6 protein-coding genes and 1 pseudogene are annotated in these 16,315 nt (G+C 72.2%); 1 reads left to right on the top strand and 6 read right to left on the bottom strand.

The features are described 5' to 3' along the window. Nucleotides 1-24 precede the first annotated feature (24 nt). Nucleotides 25-360, bottom strand: coding sequence for a hypothetical protein (locus tag ACIHFB_RS43765; RefSeq protein ID WP_365284595.1), 336 nt, complete (start codon nucleotides 358-360; stop codon nucleotides 25-27). 425 nt (nucleotides 361-785) lie between these two features. Here ACIHFB_RS43765 and ACIHFB_RS43760 point away from each other — a divergent pair. After that, nucleotides 786-950, top strand: a pseudogene (locus ACIHFB_RS43760) (transposase); the annotation flags it as partial. 28 nt (nucleotides 951-978) lie between these two features. Here ACIHFB_RS43760 and ccrA read toward each other — a convergent pair. The 5 genes from ccrA to ACIHFB_RS43735 all read right to left on the bottom strand — a co-directional run bounded on the left by ccrA (nucleotide 979) and on the right by ACIHFB_RS43735 (nucleotide 16,285). After that, nucleotides 979-2,232, bottom strand: coding sequence for a crotonyl-CoA carboxylase/reductase (gene ccrA, locus ACIHFB_RS43755; RefSeq protein WP_365284593.1), 1,254 nt, complete (start codon nucleotides 2,230-2,232; stop codon nucleotides 979-981). A gap of 57 nt (nucleotides 2,233-2,289) precedes the next feature. After that, nucleotides 2,290-2,748 carry a winged helix-turn-helix domain-containing protein gene (locus tag ACIHFB_RS43750; RefSeq protein WP_365284591.1) on the bottom strand — a complete coding sequence of 153 codons (459 nt, stop codon included), beginning with the start codon at nucleotides 2,746-2,748 and terminating at the stop codon, nucleotides 2,290-2,292. 196 nt (nucleotides 2,749-2,944) lie between these two features. After that, complete coding sequence (locus ACIHFB_RS43745; RefSeq protein ID WP_365284587.1) at nucleotides 2,945-3,160, bottom strand: MbtH family protein; 216 nt, start codon at nucleotides 3,158-3,160, stop codon at nucleotides 2,945-2,947. Nucleotides 3,161-3,239: 79 nt separating this feature from the next. Continuing rightward, nucleotides 3,240-4,730: a methyltransferase gene (locus tag ACIHFB_RS43740; protein WP_400129771.1), complete on the bottom strand. Its 1,491-nt coding sequence runs from the start codon at nucleotides 4,728-4,730 to the stop codon at nucleotides 3,240-3,242. A gap of 89 nt (nucleotides 4,731-4,819) precedes the next feature. Next, nucleotides 4,820-16,285 carry an SDR family NAD(P)-dependent oxidoreductase gene (locus ACIHFB_RS43735; RefSeq protein WP_400129770.1) on the bottom strand — a complete coding sequence of 3,822 codons (11,466 nt, stop codon included), beginning with the start codon at nucleotides 16,283-16,285 and terminating at the stop codon, nucleotides 4,820-4,822. Nucleotides 16,286-16,315 lie beyond the last annotated feature (30 nt).

The following is a 16,315-nucleotide window of genomic DNA, read 5'->3' as shown; positions in this document are numbered from 1 at the left end:
AAAGTTCGTTGGCAGAGCGCCGCGTCAGAGGATCTGACCGATCAGGGCAGCATGCATGTCCCACCCGCGGCGCCGGTGACTGAAGGCGACGCCCATCTCGACCCTGGCGAACTGCTGCCACGCACTGGTGCACGCCGTGGCCGAGGTCGAGTACGTCCGGTTCCTCCGTGGCTCCCCGGACGACCGAACCGGACCCGGCGGCTCACAGATCGCCGACGAGGAAATGGGCAGAGCGAATTCCCGCACCAGATCCGACGAGGGGCCCATATCCCGCATGGCCGCTATCCGGTCCACGGCACGCCGTACGGTGAATTCACCGGTGAACAGCATCCGGAAACGGGTGTGCTCCGGCGGGTCCATGAAGAAGAAAACTCCCGGCCGTGCGGGCTCGGAAGTGCCTCCCCCGACCGCCGTCCTGCGGTGTTGGGGCAGGTACGCTCAGTGGGTAATTCCACCTGTTTCAGATCGGTCCTGGTCAAGTCCACTCCGTGGTTGTGACGGCCTGTCCGTCCGGCCAGGTTCCGGGATAAGTCCCGCAGATTGGCTTACCCGATGGTGCCAGACAACCCGGATCTCGATCTTTCTGTTCATGTCGTGTGCGATCTTCCTGCGATTACTCCCCAATCCTTTCTCAAGCGTTCTCTTAGACTCTTAGACCATGTCCTACGTGGTGAGGCGGACGTTGACGTCGATATAGGGCGGGGAACATGGAGTTGGATTGTTCCGGACGGTTTATGGGAGAACGAGACACCACCCTCACAACGGCCGACCTGCCCAGATGGCTGCGGTGGAAGCGCATTGGAGTCCGGATCGCACGCAAAGGCATCGAGTCCGGTGAACGGTTGGGCCGTTGCAGGTGGGTGATCGAGCGGACCATGTCGTGGCTGTCCGGCTGTCGAAGACTCAGTCCTCGATACGAGCGTCATCCCCGCAACTACCTGGCCTTCTCTGGTATCCGCGGAAGGGGGCGGGGACGCCTCAGCGGTCGCCGAGGCCGGGGCTGTCGGTCGCGCCGACCAGTACGGCCGAATTGCCCGGTGCCTGCACGCCCTCGAGCAGGTCCTGATGGGCCCGGCCGATCTCCTCGAAGGTGTACGAATGTCCCAGGTGCGGGTCCACGAGGCCCATGTCGACGAGGCGGGTCACGGCGTGATACTCGCGCGGATTGGCGAAGTGAGATCCCTGGAGCCGCTTCTGCCTCATCCACAGATATCTGAGGTCGACGTCCACGTTGTAGCCGGATGTGGCCCCGCAGATGACGATCATTCCGCCCGTGCCGCACACATAGACCGACGTGGGGATGGTGTCGCTGCCGGGATGCTCGAAAACGATCGTGGGCGATGCCTTCTCACCGAGGATGTCCCAGATCTCACGCCCGAAGCGCCGGAGTTCCGAGGTCCATCGCTTGTGCTCCGCCGTGCCGGCCTCGGGCACGCGTCCCCAGTGGCTGTACCCGGTTCTGTCGATGACGCCTGTGGCCCCCAGGTCGAGGCAGTACTTGGCCTTCTCCGGTGAGGACACGACGGCGATGGGCCTGCCTCCCAGGTGCCGGGTCAGGGATATGGCCATGGCGCCGAGGCCGCCGGAGCCGCCCCAGATGAGGACCGGATCCCCGGGCTGGACCGTATTGGGTGCCCAGCCGTTGAGCTGCCGGTACGCCGTCGCGCCGGTCAGCAGAAAGGCCGAGGATTCCGCCCAGCTCAACCGGGCGGGCCGGGGCAGACACTGGAAATCGGCTACCAGGGCGAACTGGGCGAATGAACCCCAATTCGATTCATAGCCCCACGCTTTCAGTGAGGTCGCGAACATCGGATCGACGCCGAGCCGGACGTCAGGATCGTCCGCGTCCCACAGTCCGGCCGAGACGATGACCTCATCGCCCACCTTGACGTGGCGTACGCCGGCTCCCAGTTTCCAGACGATTCCGGAGGCATCTGATCCGCCGACGTGAAAGTCCTCCGTGCTGCCCTGCCGCTGACGTGCGCCCACGACATCGACGGGGTGCCCCTTGGCGGCCCAGACGTTGTTGTAGTTGATGCCGGCGGCCATGACCGCGATGAGCACGAACCCGGGGGGAACCTCAGGCGTGTCAACGACTTCCGTCCGGAAGGCCGTTGCCGGTTTCCCGTACCGCTCCGGGCGAATGACGGATGCGTACATGGATCTGGGGACCGTCCCGAGCGGGGGCAGGTCTCCCACCTCGTAAAGGGTGCTGGTCGTCGAGGAGTCCAATGTGATCTCCAGTGTCGAGTGGTCGGTTGCGCCCTGGGCTCTTCGGTTTCGTGCCGGTCAGATGCCGGAGGCGTTCGCCACCTGGACAGCCTCGGCGGGAACAGCGTTCTTCAGCATGTAGCCCCGCCCCCACACGGTCCGGATGGACAGTTCGATGGGCAGGAGCCGGCGGCGGAGCCGCATGATGTGCAGATCGAGCGAGTTCCTGTTCAGGGTCAGCGTCCGCAGGGCGCAGCACTGCACGAACTCGGTGCGGTGCACGACGTCTCCGAAGCGGTCGATGAGCAGCCGCATCAGTTCGGCCTGCGTGGCGGAGACGGTGATGGAGTGATGACCGAAGCTCAGGGTCCCGGTCGAGTCGATCGTCGGTACCCGATTGCTCTCGAACCGGTTCTGCAGGACTGTGACCCGGGCCTCCAGGTCATCGCGGGAGACCGGGGGGCGTACCCAGTCCTCGACCGGGTCGTTGCTGATCGGCGGCTGCGCACCTGCCTCCACGACGAGCAGTCGTGGCATCCCCTCTTGCCGGCAGCGGGTTCTCAGATCCGCCTGCGCCGGCCATCGGACGAAGACGACGTCGGAGTTTCGACCGCCCACAGCACGTCCTCCCTGTACATCCCACGTACGTACCGGTCCGTCCCACGAAAGGCCATGCACCTCTCGGCACGGATGAGTCCCGGTGGAGTCCGTCGTCGCGCGGGTTCGGCCCGCCTCAGGAAGCCGGCGTCACCTCGCGCAGGCTCCGGGGCCGGATGTCGGGCCAGTGCTCCTCGACGTACGCGATGCTCTCCGCCCGCCCCGCCGGCCCGGCCACGACCCGCCAGCCGCCGGGCACCTCGGCGAACGTGGGCCACAGCGCGTGCTGCTCCTCGTCGTTGACCACCACATGGAACTCGCCGTTCTCGTCGTCGAACGGGTTCACCGTCATGTCTCCTCCCTTGCTGTCACGATCGGTTCGCGACAGCAGCCGGTCCATGTGCTCGCGGGTTCCGTGTGTGCGGCGAGACCTACTCGCCGGCTCGCTCCGGTGCGGGGAGCGCGGCGCGGTCGACCTCACCGCTCGCGGTCAGCGGCATGCGTGCGACGACCACGATGTCGTCCGGCACCAGGTGGTCGGGCAGTTCGGCCGCCAGATCCCGCCGCAGCACCGCCGGCAGCTTCGACGCCCGGCGGGACACCACCGGCGCGTTGGCGAGCGGCCTGGTCCGGGTGTCCATGGGCCGGTACACGCCGCCGTAACAGTGCGTACCGTCCGCGGGCACGATCACCGCCTCGAACCAGCCGGGTGCCTCGGCCGACCAGGTGCACAGGACGGCCCGGCCGTGCTCCTCGCCCCAGGTCTGCAGCGCGTGCGGGTCGAGCGGTGTCCCTTCCGCCGTGGTGGGAACCCCGCACTCGGCCGCCTCGCTGATCAGCCTGGCGTTCGGGATCCGGGTCAGCCGGAGGCGGCCGCCGTGCCGGGCCAGCTCGGCCTCCAGACCGGACATCTGGTGCACATCCGAGTCCCAGGCGACGGTGGGGACGTCCGCGAGGCGAGTCGGCCCGCTCGGCTGCTTGTGCAGGACGGTTTCGTAGCGGTGCCGGGTGAGTTCGTTCCCGTTGGATCCGGGCTTCAGCCGGATGTCCACGGCCACGACGTCGCGGTGCGCGTCGGCCCACTCGGTGAAGAAGCCCGCGTCGAGGTGGAGTTCGGTCTCGCGGCGCACGGCGCGGGCGACCGCCGCCCGGACCGCGGACGGCTCCTGGCCGGGGCGCTGGGCATGGTGAACGGCCGTCAGGAACTCCCGGAGGGTGCCGAGGTTGCGGACGTCGCCGATGACGATCCGGCCGCCGGGTGCGAGCCGCTGGAGCGCGACGTCCAGGACGCGCGAGAGGTAGGCGGCGTCGGGGAAGTACTGCACGACCGAGTTGAGGACGACCGTGTCGAAGTACTCGGCCGGCAGTCCGTCGGCCACGTCGGCGGGCTGCCAACGCAGCGTCACCTTGTCCTTCAGCCGCGGATCCATGCCGACCTGGGCGCGGAGGCGTTCGATGACCGGCTCCGAGAAGTCGGTGCCCCAGTAGACCTCGGCCTCCGGAGCCAGCGGCCCGAGCAGAAGGCCGGAGCCGACCCCGATCTCCAGCACCCGGCGCGCCTGAAGACCGCGCACCCGCTCCACCGTGGACGCGCGCCACCGGCGCATCTCCGGCAGGGGGATGGGTTCGCGCGTGTAGGAGCTGTTCCATCCGGTGAAGTCGTCGCCGATCCGGGTGGCGTCCGGCGCGGTGTCGCCGTACATGTCGTCGTAGACCGCGCGCCATCGCTCGACGTGCTGGGTCACGTCCGTGTCCGGCACCTCGGGCACCACGTACGCCACCAGGCGCCGCTCCCCGAGCCGGATCTCGTGGGAGACCACGGCCGCCTGCGCCACTCCGTCCCGCTTCCGGAGCGCTGCCTCGACCTCCTCGAACCGGTTGGTGGACGACATGTTCTGTCGGGCGTACGTGAGGGGCGCCATGTTCCTGTTCCCTTTCGGTCGGGCGTCTCCAGCGTGCTGCGGTGGCCACCGGAGAAGATCTCCCCTGGGTGCTTCCCGGGGCTCGGGGGTCAGTCGAGGTCGAGGCCCGATGCCTCCAGCAGCGCGTTGAGCTCGGCGTTGATGTCGTCCACGGACCGCTCCCCCTCGGTCCCGGCAGGCGCGGTCCAGCTCAGCGGGGACGCCGGGTCCTCGGCAGCCGGGGCGTCCGGCGTGAGCGACGGCAGGTCCATGCGGTTCAGGACAAGCCGGGTGATGTGCTCGGGGGTCGGGTAGTCGAAGGCGAGGGTCGCGGGCAGCGAGAGGCCGGTCTCCGCGGAGAGACGGCGGCGCAGTTCGACCGCCATCAGCGAGTCGAGGCCCAGGTCCTTGAGGACCTGCTGCGGGGCGGGCGTCCCCGCGGCGGACAGGCCCAGCACCGTGGCGACCTCGCGCAGCACCACCTCCGTGACCAGTTCCGTGCGCTGCTCCCCGTCCGCCGCGAGCAGCCGCTCACGCAGACCGGCCGGGCTGCCCGTGCCGCCGGCGGAGCCGGTACCCGAGCCGCCGCCCGCGCGGCGCAGCCGGGGCCGTACGAGCGCGCGGAACAGCGCGGGCACGACGCCGCCCTGGTCGGCCTCCCGCTGCGCGGCCCGCAGGTCGAGCCGCACGGGCACGAAGTCTCCGGCCGGGCGGGCCAGCGCCGCGTCCAGCAGCGCCAGCCCCTGGTCGAACGGCAGCGGGGCGATGCCCTGCCGGCGCATCCGCTCCAGCTCCACCGCGCCCAGGTGGGACGTCATGCCGACGCCCGCCTGGTGCCACAGCCCCCAGGCGAGGCCGGTGGCCGGGCGGCCTTCGGCGCGCCGCCGGGCGGCGAACGCGTCGAGGTAGGCGTTGGCGGAGCCGTAGATGCTCTGTCCCGCCGTGCCGACGGTGCCGGCAGCGGAGGAGAACAGCACGAAGGCGGCCAGGTCCAGGTCACGGGTGAGTTCGTCCAGGTGGTGGACGCCGGTGACCTTCGGGGCCATCACTCGGGAGAGCCGCCGCGCGTCCTGACCGAGGAGGACACCGTCGTCCAGGACTCCTGCGAGGTGCAGGACCGCAGTCCATCCGCGGCCCTGTGGAGCGTTACCGAGCACCTGCGCCACGTCATCTCGCCGAGAGACATCACAAGCCACCACTCGTACGCATCGCGCACCTTCTTCTTCCAGTTCATGGATGAGTTCCGCGGCGCCGGGGGCCTCCGCCCCGCGCCGTGAGGTCAGCACCAGGTGCCGCACACCGTGGTGGCGCACCAGGTGCCGGGCGGTCTCCCGGCCCAGCTCGCCGGTGCCGCCGGTGATCAGCACCACGCCCTCGGGGTCAAGGGCCCGTACCGCGGCCCCCGTACCGTCCGCGGCGGCCCGCACGAGGCGGGCGGCCCTCACCTCGCCGCCCCGGACGGCCAGTTCGGGCTCGCCGGTGACCGCGAGGGCGCGGGCGAGCGCGTCCCGGTCGGCGTCGTCGGGACCGAGGTCGACCAGGCGCAGTGTGCGCTCGGGGTGCTCGGCGCGCGCGGACCGGACCAGGCCCCACAGGGGTGCGTACGGCAGTCCCTCGACGGTGTCGCCGGGCGCGGCGGCGACACTGCCGCGCGTCACCCAGACCAGCTCCGTCCGTGCGAGCCGCTCGTCGGACAGCAGCTCCTGGAGCTGCGCCAGCGCGAACTCGGTGGCCCGGTAGGCGGCCTCCGGCGCGCTGTCGAACGGTGGCCGTCCGGTGGCGTCGACGACGATCCGAGCGGGCACGTGCGGACCCGCGGCGAGCCACGCGGTCAGGGCCCCTCCGTCCGCGAGCGCCGGTACGCCGAGCCGTTCGGCGATCAGGCCGGTACCGGTCAGCACCGCGTCCGCGACAGGGCCTTGCGGTACGGGGGCCGCGACCGGCTGGAACTCCAGGCGGTGCAGTCCGTCGGCGCCGCCGCGCGCGGCCTGCAGCTGCTCGGCCGTCGCCCGGCGCAGATGCAGTGCGCCGATCCGTACGACGGGTGCGCCGGCCGGGTCGCAGGCCCACACCCGGATCTCCTGACCGCCGTCGGCGCCCTCGGCACCGGCGGACACGTCGATCCGTACGCGCAGTTCACCGCCGCCCGCCGCGTGCAGGTCGACGTCGCTCCACTCGAACGGCAGCAGCGCGCCCGGTGCCTCCTCGCGGGCCACGCCCTTCATCACGTGCAGGGCGGTGTCGAGCAGCGCCGGATGCAGCAGGAACTCGGCACCGGCGGAAGGGTCCGGCAGACGCACGAGGCCGTAGGCGGAGGAGTCCTTGCGCCACAGCTCGGCCAGACCGCGGAACACCGGGCCGTAGTCGATGCCCTGGGCGGCGAACCGGTCGTAGAACCCGTCGAGTCCGACTCGCTCGGCTCCCGGCACCGGCCACTGTGCCAGCTCGCCGAACGCCGAGGTGTCCGGATCGGGAGCGCCCTCGCCCAGTTCACCGGTCGCGTGCCGCGTCCACTCGGTGGGCGCGGTCTCGGGGCTGCTGTGGACGGCGATCGCCCGGCGGCCCGAGGCGTCCGGCGCGCCGACGGTGATCTGGATCCGTACGGCGTCGTCGATCACCAGCGGCTCGGCCAGCGTCAGCTGGGCGATCCCGGTCGCCCCGACCTCGTGCGCGGCGGCGGTGGCCAGCTCCAGCAGCCCCGTGCCGGGCACGATGACCGACCCGAAGACCGTGTGGTGCGTCAGCCACGGCTGCTCCGCCGACGACAGCCGCCCGGTGATCAGATGGCCCTCACCGTCGGCCAGTTGCGTGACGGCACCGATCCACGGGTGCGCGGAGGCGTCCAGACCGAGCGACCCGGCATCCCCGTTCGTCTTCGGTACGTCCGACCAGTACGGCTCGCGCTGGAAGGCGTACGTCGGCAGCGGGACGACAGTGCCGCCGCCGAGGACCTTGTTCCAGTTCAGCTGGTGGCCTTGGACGTGGAGGAGGCCGAGGTTGCGCAGCAGACGGTCGTAGCCTCCCTGCTGACGGGCGAGGGAGCCGACGACGATGCCACCGCGGTCGGCGCTGCCGTCGGTCAGCGGCATCGACAGCACCGGGTGGGCGGAGATCTCCACGAACACCGTGTGACCGTCGTCCAGAAGCCTGCCCAGGGCACGATCGAAACGGACCGGCTCACGCAGATTGCGGCACCAGTACGTGCCGTCCAACTCCGGACCCGCAGCCACTTCCCCGGTCACCGTCGAATAGAAGGCGATCCCAGCGGCCTGCGGCGTAAGACCCTCGAACTCAGCGGCCAGGCCCGGCAGCAACGGATCCATCTGCGCGTTGTGCGACGCGTAGTCCACATTGATCTTGCGGGCGTACACGTCCTGCCCCTGAAGCTCGGACACGATCCGCGCGACGGCGTCGGCCTGACCCGAGATCACGGTGGACCCGGCGGTGTTGACGGCCGCGACCGACAGGGCGTCACCGTAGGGCGCGAGGAACTCCTCGACCACACTGACAGGCCGCTCGATCAGCGCCATACCGCCCTGACCGGCACAGGCAAGAACCCCCTTCGAACGAGCGGCCACGATCTGCGCACCCTGCTCCAACGACAACGCACCGCTCACCACCGCGGCGACGACCTCACCCTGCGAATGACCCACCACCGCGGCAGGCTCCACACCCAGCGAACGCCACAACGCCGACAAGCCCACACCCATCGCGAACAACGCGGGCTGGACCACATCCACCCGGTCGAACGGCGGATGCTCACCCTCCTCACCCGCCAAGACCTCACGCACCGACCAACCGGTGAACGGCATCAGAGCCGCATCACACGCCTCGACCGTCTCCCGGAACACCACACTCGTGGCAAGGAGTTCGCGGCCCATACCGACCCACTGCGAACCCTGCCCCGGATAGACGAACACCACCTTCCCGCGCCGCTCAGCCACCCCGGAGACCACCGCGTCATGCGCCTCACCCGCGGCCAACGCCTCCAACGCCTCGACAAGAGCAGCCGTGTCACCAACCGCAATGCTCGCCCGGTGCTCAAAGTGCGTGCGATGACGAGCCGCCGTCACCGCCACATCCCCAAGCCGGACGCCCGAACGCCCGGCCAGCCAAGACGCCCACCGCCCCGCCTGGACACGCACCGCCACCTCGTCACGGCCCGACACCACCACCGGCACCGGACCAACCACCACCTCAGCGGCAGCCCCCGCCAGAACAGGCGGCTCCTCCACGATCACATGCGCGTTGGTGCCACTCAGCCCGAACGACGACACACCCGCACGGCGCGGACGCTCGACGTCCCGCTCCCATGGTTCGAGGGCGTCGACGACACGCACCGGGAGGTCGTCCCAGGCGATGTTCGGGTTGCGCGGGCTGCTGTTGAGGGTCGCGGGCAACGCATCGTGGCGGAAGGAGGCGAGGACCTTGCAGACGCCCGCGATGCCGGCGGCCGACTCCAGGTGGCCGATGACGCTCTTGGCCGTGCCGAGGCCGAGTTCGTGACCCGGCGCCCGGCCCTCGCCGTACACGGCGGCCAGGGCCTGCACCTCGATGGGGTCGCCCAGGGAGGTGCCGGTGCCGTGGCACTCGACGTAGTCGACGTCGGCGGAGGTGAGTCCGGCCGAGGCGAGGGCGGTACGGATGACCTTCTGCTGGGAGGAGCCGTTGGGGGCGGTGATGCCGCTGCTGGCGCCGTCGTGGTTGACGGCGGTCGCCCGGATCACTCCGAGCACGGTGCGGTTCTGGGCGACGGCGTCGGACAGCCGCATCAGCGCGATCACGCCGACGCCCTCGCCGCGGCCGTAGCCGTCGGCCTCGGCGGAGAACGTCTTGCTGCGGCCGTCGGGCGCGAGCGCGTGGGAACGGCTGAGCGCCACGAACGAGTCGGGGTCGGCGAGCACCTGCACACCGCCCGCGAGGGCCAGTTCGCACTCGTCGGAGCGCAGCGCCTCGCAGGCGAGGTGGAGGGCGACGAGGGAGGAGGAGCAGGCGGTGTCCACGGACAGCGCCGGTCCCTGCAGACCCAGATGGTAGGAGAGCCGGCCGGCGTTGAAGCTGGGCAGGCTGCCGGTCAGGGTGTAGGTGTCGGCGGTGCCGCCCTGCCGGTGCTTGCCGTACTCGCCGACGCCCGCGCCGACGAAGACGCCGGTGGTGGTGTCGCGGAGGTCGCGCGGGCGGATGCCGGCGTTCTCCAGGGAGTTCCAGGCGGCCTCCAGCAGCAGCCGGTGCTGAGGGTCCATCGGCTCGGCCTCGCGGGGGCTGATGCCGAAGAACGCGGCGTCGAAGTGGGCGACGTCGCTGAGGAAGGAGGCGTGGCGGGTGTAGGTGCGGCCCTCGGAGTCGGGGTCGGGGTCGTAGTAGGCGTCTACGTCGAAGCGGTCGGCGGGCACGGTGGTGACCGTGTCGCGGCCCTGGGCGAGGACCTGCCAGAGACTGTCGAGGTCGTGGGCGTCGCCGGGCATGCGCAGGCCGACGCCGACGACCGCGAGGGGGTCGTCGGCTGGGCGGCGGGTGCCGGTGCCGGCGGCGGGTACGGCTTGTGCGGCGGGGGCGAGTTCGGTGAGCAGCCAGCGGGTGGCGGCGGCCAGGTCGGGGTGGTCGAAGACGAGGGTCCTCGGGGTGAGGACGCCGGTGCGCTGCTGGACTCGGACACTGAAGTCCACGGACATCATGGAGTCGAAGCCGAGATCCTTGAAGCCGCGCTCGGGGTCGAGGGCTTCGGGGTCCTTCGCGCCGAGGACCGCGGCGGCCTCGACGGCCAGCAGGTGGCGCACATGGTCGGCGCGGGCGTCCTCGGGCAGTGCGAGGAGGGTGGCCCGCAGCGGGGTGTCCGTCTCGGCGGGGCCGGCGTCCGCGAGGGCGCGGGCGGCCTCGGGGACCGCGCGCAGGAAGGGGCGGTCGCGGCCTTCGGTGTAGGCGGTGGCGGCGCGGGCCCAGTCGATGCCGGCGACGAGCGCGGTGGTACCCCGGTCGAGTACGGCGTCCAGGGCGTCCAGCGCGTGCGGCGCGGGCATGGGTTCGAGGCCGATGCGGCGCAGTTGGGTCTCGGCGGCGCCGTGCGTCATTCCACCGTCGGCCCAGGGGCCCCAGGCGACGGAGACGGCGGGCAGACCGGCGGCGCGGCGCCGGGCGGCGAGCGCGTCGAGGGCGGCGTTGGCGGCCGCGTAGTTGGCCTGGCCGACGTTGCCGAGGACGCCGACGACGGACGAGTACAGCACGAACGCGTCGAGGTCGAGGTCGCGGGTCAGCTCGTCCAGGTGGGTGGCCGCGGTGAGCTTGGGTGCGGTGGCGGCGGCGAGGGACTCGGCGTCCTGGCCGTCGAGGAGCCGGTCGTCGAGCAGGCCCGCGGTGTGGAAGACGGCGCGCAGCGGGGTGTCGTCCCGCCGGAGCGTGTCGATGAGGCCGGCGAGTTGCTGCCGGTCGGTGACGTCGCAGGCGGCGAGGGTGACGCGGGCTCCCGACGCCTCGAGGTCGGCGACGAGTTCGGCGGCGCCGTCGGCGGCGGGACCGCGCCGGGAGGCCAGGACCAGGTGTTCGGCGCCCCGTTCGGCGAGGCGGCGGGCGAGATGCCCGGCGAGGGCTCCGCTGCCGCCGGTGACGAGGACGGTGCCGCGCGGTGTGAAGGGGCGGGCCGAGGTGTCCGGGGCGGCGCGGCGCAGCCTGCGTGCCAGGCGTCCGGCGGGACGTACCGCGACGTGCTCCTCGGCGTCGGGTGTGCCGTGCGCGGCGAGGGTGGCGAGCAGTTGGCGCAGCTCGCTCTCGCCGGGGTCGGCGGGCAGGTCGGCCAGTCCGCCCCAGCGGGCGGCGTGTTCGAGCGCGACGACATGACCGAGGCCCCAGGTCTGGGCCTGGGCTGGGTCGGGGGCGGGGTCCTCGGGGTGGGCGGCGACGGCGCCCTCGGTGAGGAACCACAGCGGGGCCCGTACGGCGGTGTCGGCCAGGGCCTGCACGAGGGTGAGGCTGTGGACCGCGCCCGTGGTCACGTCCGGGTGGCCGGGGTGCGCGGTGGTGTCCGCGGCGGTGAGAGCGAGGATCCCGGTGAAGGTGTCCTCGCCGAGGGCCGCGGTCAGGGCGCCGATCAGGGCCGCGCAGGCGGACCGGTCGTCGTCGGTGGTCAGGATGTGGGGGTGGGCTCCGGCGGCCGCGACGGCGGCGGCGAGGCGTTCGGCGCGGGCGCCGGCGGTCACGGGGGCGGCGATCAGCCAGTGCCCGCGCAGGGCGGGTGCGGTACGCGCCACGGCGGAGGGTTCCCAGGTCTCCTCGTAGATCCAGTCGGCGATGCGCCCCGCGCGGTCCTGCTGGTCGCGCCAGGCGGCGAGGTGGGGCAGGACGGCGGCGACGGCGTCGGCGTCGGCCGCGCCGAGGAGCTCGGACAGCCTCGCGACCTCACCGCTGCCGACGGCGTCCCAGAAGGCGTCCTCGGCCTGGGAGCGTTCGCGGGCGTCGGTGGCGCCGCCGCGCGTGGTCTCCAGCCAATGACGCTCGCGCTGGAAGGCGTAGGTCGGCAGGTCGACGGGCCGGCCGCCGGGCAGGACACGGTCGAAGGCCAGGTCCTCGCCCGCCACGTGCAGCGCGGCGAGCGCGCGGACGAGGGTACGGACCTCGTCGGCGGCGTCACCGTCGGCACGCGGGGCACGCTGGGAGGCGACGAACACCGCCTCCCCCTCCACACACCCGGCGCCCATCGCGGACAGCACCGCCGCCGGACCGCACTCCAGATACCGGCCCACGCCCGAGGACTCCAGCGTGCGCACGGCGTCCAGGAACCGCACCGTCTCACGCACCTGACGCACCCAGTACGCCGGCTCCGCCAGCTCCCCGGCCGTCGCCCAGCCACCGGTCACCGTCGACACCAGGGGCACCTGGGGTGCCCGGAACACGCAGGAGGCGGCCACCTGTTCGTACTCGGCGAGCATCGCGTCCATGTGCGGCGAGTGGAAAGCGTGCGACACGACCAGTCGGCGCGTACGGCGGCCGGCAGCCGTGAAATGCTCCAGCACCGCTTCCACCGCGGACTCGTCGCCACTGACGACTGTCTGGGTGGGGCCGTTCAGGCCCGCCACCGAGATCCGGCCCCCGATCCCGGCCAGTACCTCGGACACCTCGGTCTCCGGCGCCTCCACCGACGCCATCGCACCACCCGGCTCACAGGCCTGCATCAACCGGCCACGCGCCGCCACCAACCGCGCCGCGTCCGCCAGATCCAGCACACCCGCCACATGCGCGGCCGCCAGCTCACCCACCGAATGACCCGCCACCGCGACAGGCGCGATCCCCCACGCCTGCCACAGCCGGGACAACGCCACCTCGACCGCGAACAGCCCCGGCTGCGCGAACTCCGTCTGATGCACCAGCTCCGCATCCGCGCTGTCCGGCGCCGCGAACAACACCGCCGTCAACGGCACCCGCAGATACGGCTCCAACGCCGCACACACCTCGTCGAACGCCTCCCGGAACGTCGGGAACGCCCCGTACAACGCACGCCCCATGCCCAGGCGCTGACTGCCCTGCCCCGTGAACAGCACGGCCAGACCACCCGTGACGGCGGCACCCTCGACCACATCCGGATGAGCCCGGCCCTCCGCCAGCGCCCGCAACGCAACGGCGGCCTCGGCGACGGACCCGGCGGTGACGCCGGCCCGGTGCTCGAAGTGTGTGCGGTGGTGGGCGGCGGTGTAGGCGACGTCGAGGAGGTCCCTCTCGGCAGCGCCGTCGAGGCGGTCGGCGAGCAGAGCGGCGTTCGCGGCGCGCGCCTGCTCGGTCTTGCCGGACACGGTCAGGGTGAGGGGCGCGCGGCGGGCGGCCCGCTCCTGGCGGCCGTGCACGGCGTCCCAGTCGATGTCGTGCCCGTCGCACCACAGGCGCGCGGCGAGCTCCTCCAGGCCGCGGCGGGCGCTGCGGTCGCGGCGGCAGGTGGCGAGGGCCGCGGAGCGGGTGTCGCCGAGGTCGGTGAGGGTCCGCTCGACGGAGCGCCGGACGACGGAGTGCGGGGCGATCTCGACGACGCGCAGCCCGCGGGTGGCGGCGGGGCGGGCGAGGGCGAGCTCGGTCACCGACTCCGCGAGCAGCATCGGCTCGCACATGTTGCGCGCCCAGTAGGCGGCGTCCAGGGCGGTGCCGTCGACGTGGCCGGCGAGCACCGTGGAGAAGAAGGGGACGGACGTGGTGCGGGTGCGCACCGTGCCGAGGCGCCGGACGAGTTCGGGGGCCAGGTCGCGCAGGGTGTCGCTGTGGGAGGCGTAGTCGATGTTGACGCGCAGGGTGCGTACGTCGCGCTCGGCGAGGTCGCGTTCGACTGTGGCGACAGCGTCCAGGGGTCCGGACAGGCAGACCTGGCCGGGGGCGAGGTGCCCGGCGAAGCTGATCCCGCGGGCGGTGTCGCGGGCCAGTTCGGCGGCCTCGTCGATGCCGAGGTCACAGACCGTCAGGGCACCGAGGCCACAGGCGCGTTCGGTGATCAGCGCGGACCAGGTGGTGATCAGGCGGGCGCCCTCGTCCAGGTCGAGGGCGCCGGCGACGACGGCCGCGGCGACCTCGCCGACGCTCTGCCCGAGCACGGTGTCGGGCTCCAGGCCCCAGGCGGTCAGGGTGCGGGCAAGGGCGATCTGCACGGAGAACAGCACGGGCTGGACGACGTCGGTGCGGTCGAGCCGGGAGCGGGCGCCGTCGGCGAGCAGTTCCTCGGTGACGGACCAGCCGGTGTACTGGCGTACGGCTTGGTCGCAGGCGTCCAGGGCGGTGCGGAAGGCGGGTTCGGCGAGCAGTTCGCGGCCCATGCCCGGCCACTGCGAGCCGTGGCCGGAGAAGAGGAAGGTGAGCGGGGGGCGTTCGCCGGTGCGGGCCGGTCCGGCGAGGAGTTCGGCCGTGGTGGCGGTGATGGCAGCGACGGCTCGGTGGGTGCCCTGCTCCTGGGCCGGGGCGCCGGGCGTGGCGGTACCGGCGAGGGCGGTGACGGCGTCGTGCAGCGTCTGTTCGTCGTCGGCGGTGACGGGCAGCAGCGTACGGCGCCGGTGGGCGGCCTCCTCCAGGGCGACGTGGGCGTTGGTGCCGCCGAAGCCGAAGCCGCTGACGCCGGCGTAGCGGCGGGGGGCGGCCGGCCAGGTCTGGTGCTCGGCGACCACGCTCAGGCGGTTGCGCTCGAAGTCGATGTGCGGGTTGGGCGCGTCGAAGTGCAGGCTCGCGGGCAGTTCGCCGTGGTAGAGGGCGAGGGCGGTCTTGAGCAGGCCGACGACTCCGGCCGCGGGCTCCAGGTGCCCGAAGTTGGTCTTGGCCGAGCCCAGGCGCAGCGGTTCGATGCGGCCCTCGGCGAAGACGGTGCCGAGGGCCTCCGCCTCCACGGGGTCGCCCAGCAGGGTGCCCGTGCCGTGCGCCTCGACGTAGGAGACGTCCTTGGGGTCGATGCCCGCGTCCTGCCAGGCGGTGCGCAGGACGTCGGCCTGGGCCAGCGGGTTGGGGGCGGTCAGCCCGTTGGAGGCGCCGTCGTTGTTGACGGCCGAGCCGCGGATGACGGCGTAGACCCGGTCACCGGCGGCGAGCGCGTCGGACAGCCGGCGCAGCACGAGCATCCCGCAGCCCTCGCCGCGTACGTAGCCGGCGGCACCGGCGTCGAAGGCGCGGCACTGGCCGTCGGGGTTCATGCCGCCGAACTTGGTCATGGCGACGGTGGTGTTGGGGTGCAGCATGACGTTGACGCCGCCGGCCAGGGCGAGATCGCTCTCACCGCGCCGCAGGCTCTGCACGGCGAGGTGGGTGGCGGTCAGCGAGGAGCTGCAGGCGGTGGCGACGGCCAGCGCCGGGCCCTGCAGACCGAGCGTGTAGGCGATACGGGCGGGGATGATCGAGTTGTCCCAGCCGACGGCGGAGTGCGTGCCGATGGCCTCGGGGTCGGCGCCGGTGGCCAGGTGGTACTCCTGCGCCATGGCGCCGAGGAACACACCGGTGCGGCTGCCGGACAGGGAGCCGGGCACGACCCGGGCGTCCTCCAGCGCAGCCCAGGCGACCTCGAGCGCCATGCGCTGCTGGGGGTCCATGTGCCGGGCCTCGGCGGGCGAGATGTGGAACAGGTCGGCGTCGAAGCGGGAGACGTCGTCGAGGAAGCCGCCCCAGCGGGTGGTCATCTTGCCGGGGGCACGCGGGTCGTCGTCCAGCCACTCGTGGGCGTTCCAGCGGTCGGCGGGCACCTCGCGGATGGCGTCGAGGCCCTCGCAGAGGGCCTGCCACAGGTCCTCCGGGGTGTCGACGCCGCCGGGCAGCCGGCAGCCGAGGCCGACGACGGCGATGGGCTCGCCGTCGTGGACCTGTCCCTTCGCGGCCGGAGCCGGGGTGGGGGTCACGGCGCCGGTGAGGTGGGCGGCCATCGCGGCGATCGTGGGGTGCTGCCACACCACCCAGGTGGGGACGTGTTCGCCCAGGTGTCGGGAGAGGGCTGCCACGAGGGTGGTGACGCCGGCGGAGTCCACGCCGAGGTCGCGCAGAGGTCGGCCTGGGTCGACGGACTCCGGTGTCACGTCGAGCAGTTCGGCGACGGTGCTTCGGAGGAACGCCGTGATGTCCTGGGCGGTGGCATTGCTCATCTGCTCATCCTCGAGATTCTCGACGTGGGG

This window comes from Streptomyces sp. NPDC051963 (assembly GCF_044593495.1).
Lineage (GTDB): Bacteria > Actinomycetota > Actinomycetes > Streptomycetales > Streptomycetaceae > Streptomyces.
This window is presented reverse-complemented; position numbering and strand designations above follow the sequence as displayed.

What these genes read in the sequence shown, in the direction of transcription:
- ACIHFB_RS43765 (WP_365284595.1), bottom strand. Translation starts at nt 360, where the DNA reads ATGGACCCGCCGGAGCACACCCGTTTCCGGATGCTGTTCACCGGTGAA.
- ACIHFB_RS43745 (WP_365284587.1), bottom strand. Translation starts at nt 3,160, where the DNA reads ATGACGGTGAACCCGTTCGACGACGAGAACGGCGAGTTCCATGTGGTG.
- ACIHFB_RS43740 (WP_400129771.1), bottom strand. Translation starts at nt 4,730, where the DNA reads ATGGCGCCCCTCACGTACGCCCGACAGAACATGTCGTCCACCAACCGG.
- ACIHFB_RS43750 (WP_365284591.1), bottom strand. Translation starts at nt 2,748, where the DNA reads ATGCCACGACTGCTCGTCGTGGAGGCAGGTGCGCAGCCGCCGATCAGC.
- ACIHFB_RS43735 (WP_400129770.1), bottom strand. Translation starts at nt 16,285, where the DNA reads ATGAGCAATGCCACCGCCCAGGACATCACGGCGTTCCTCCGAAGCACC.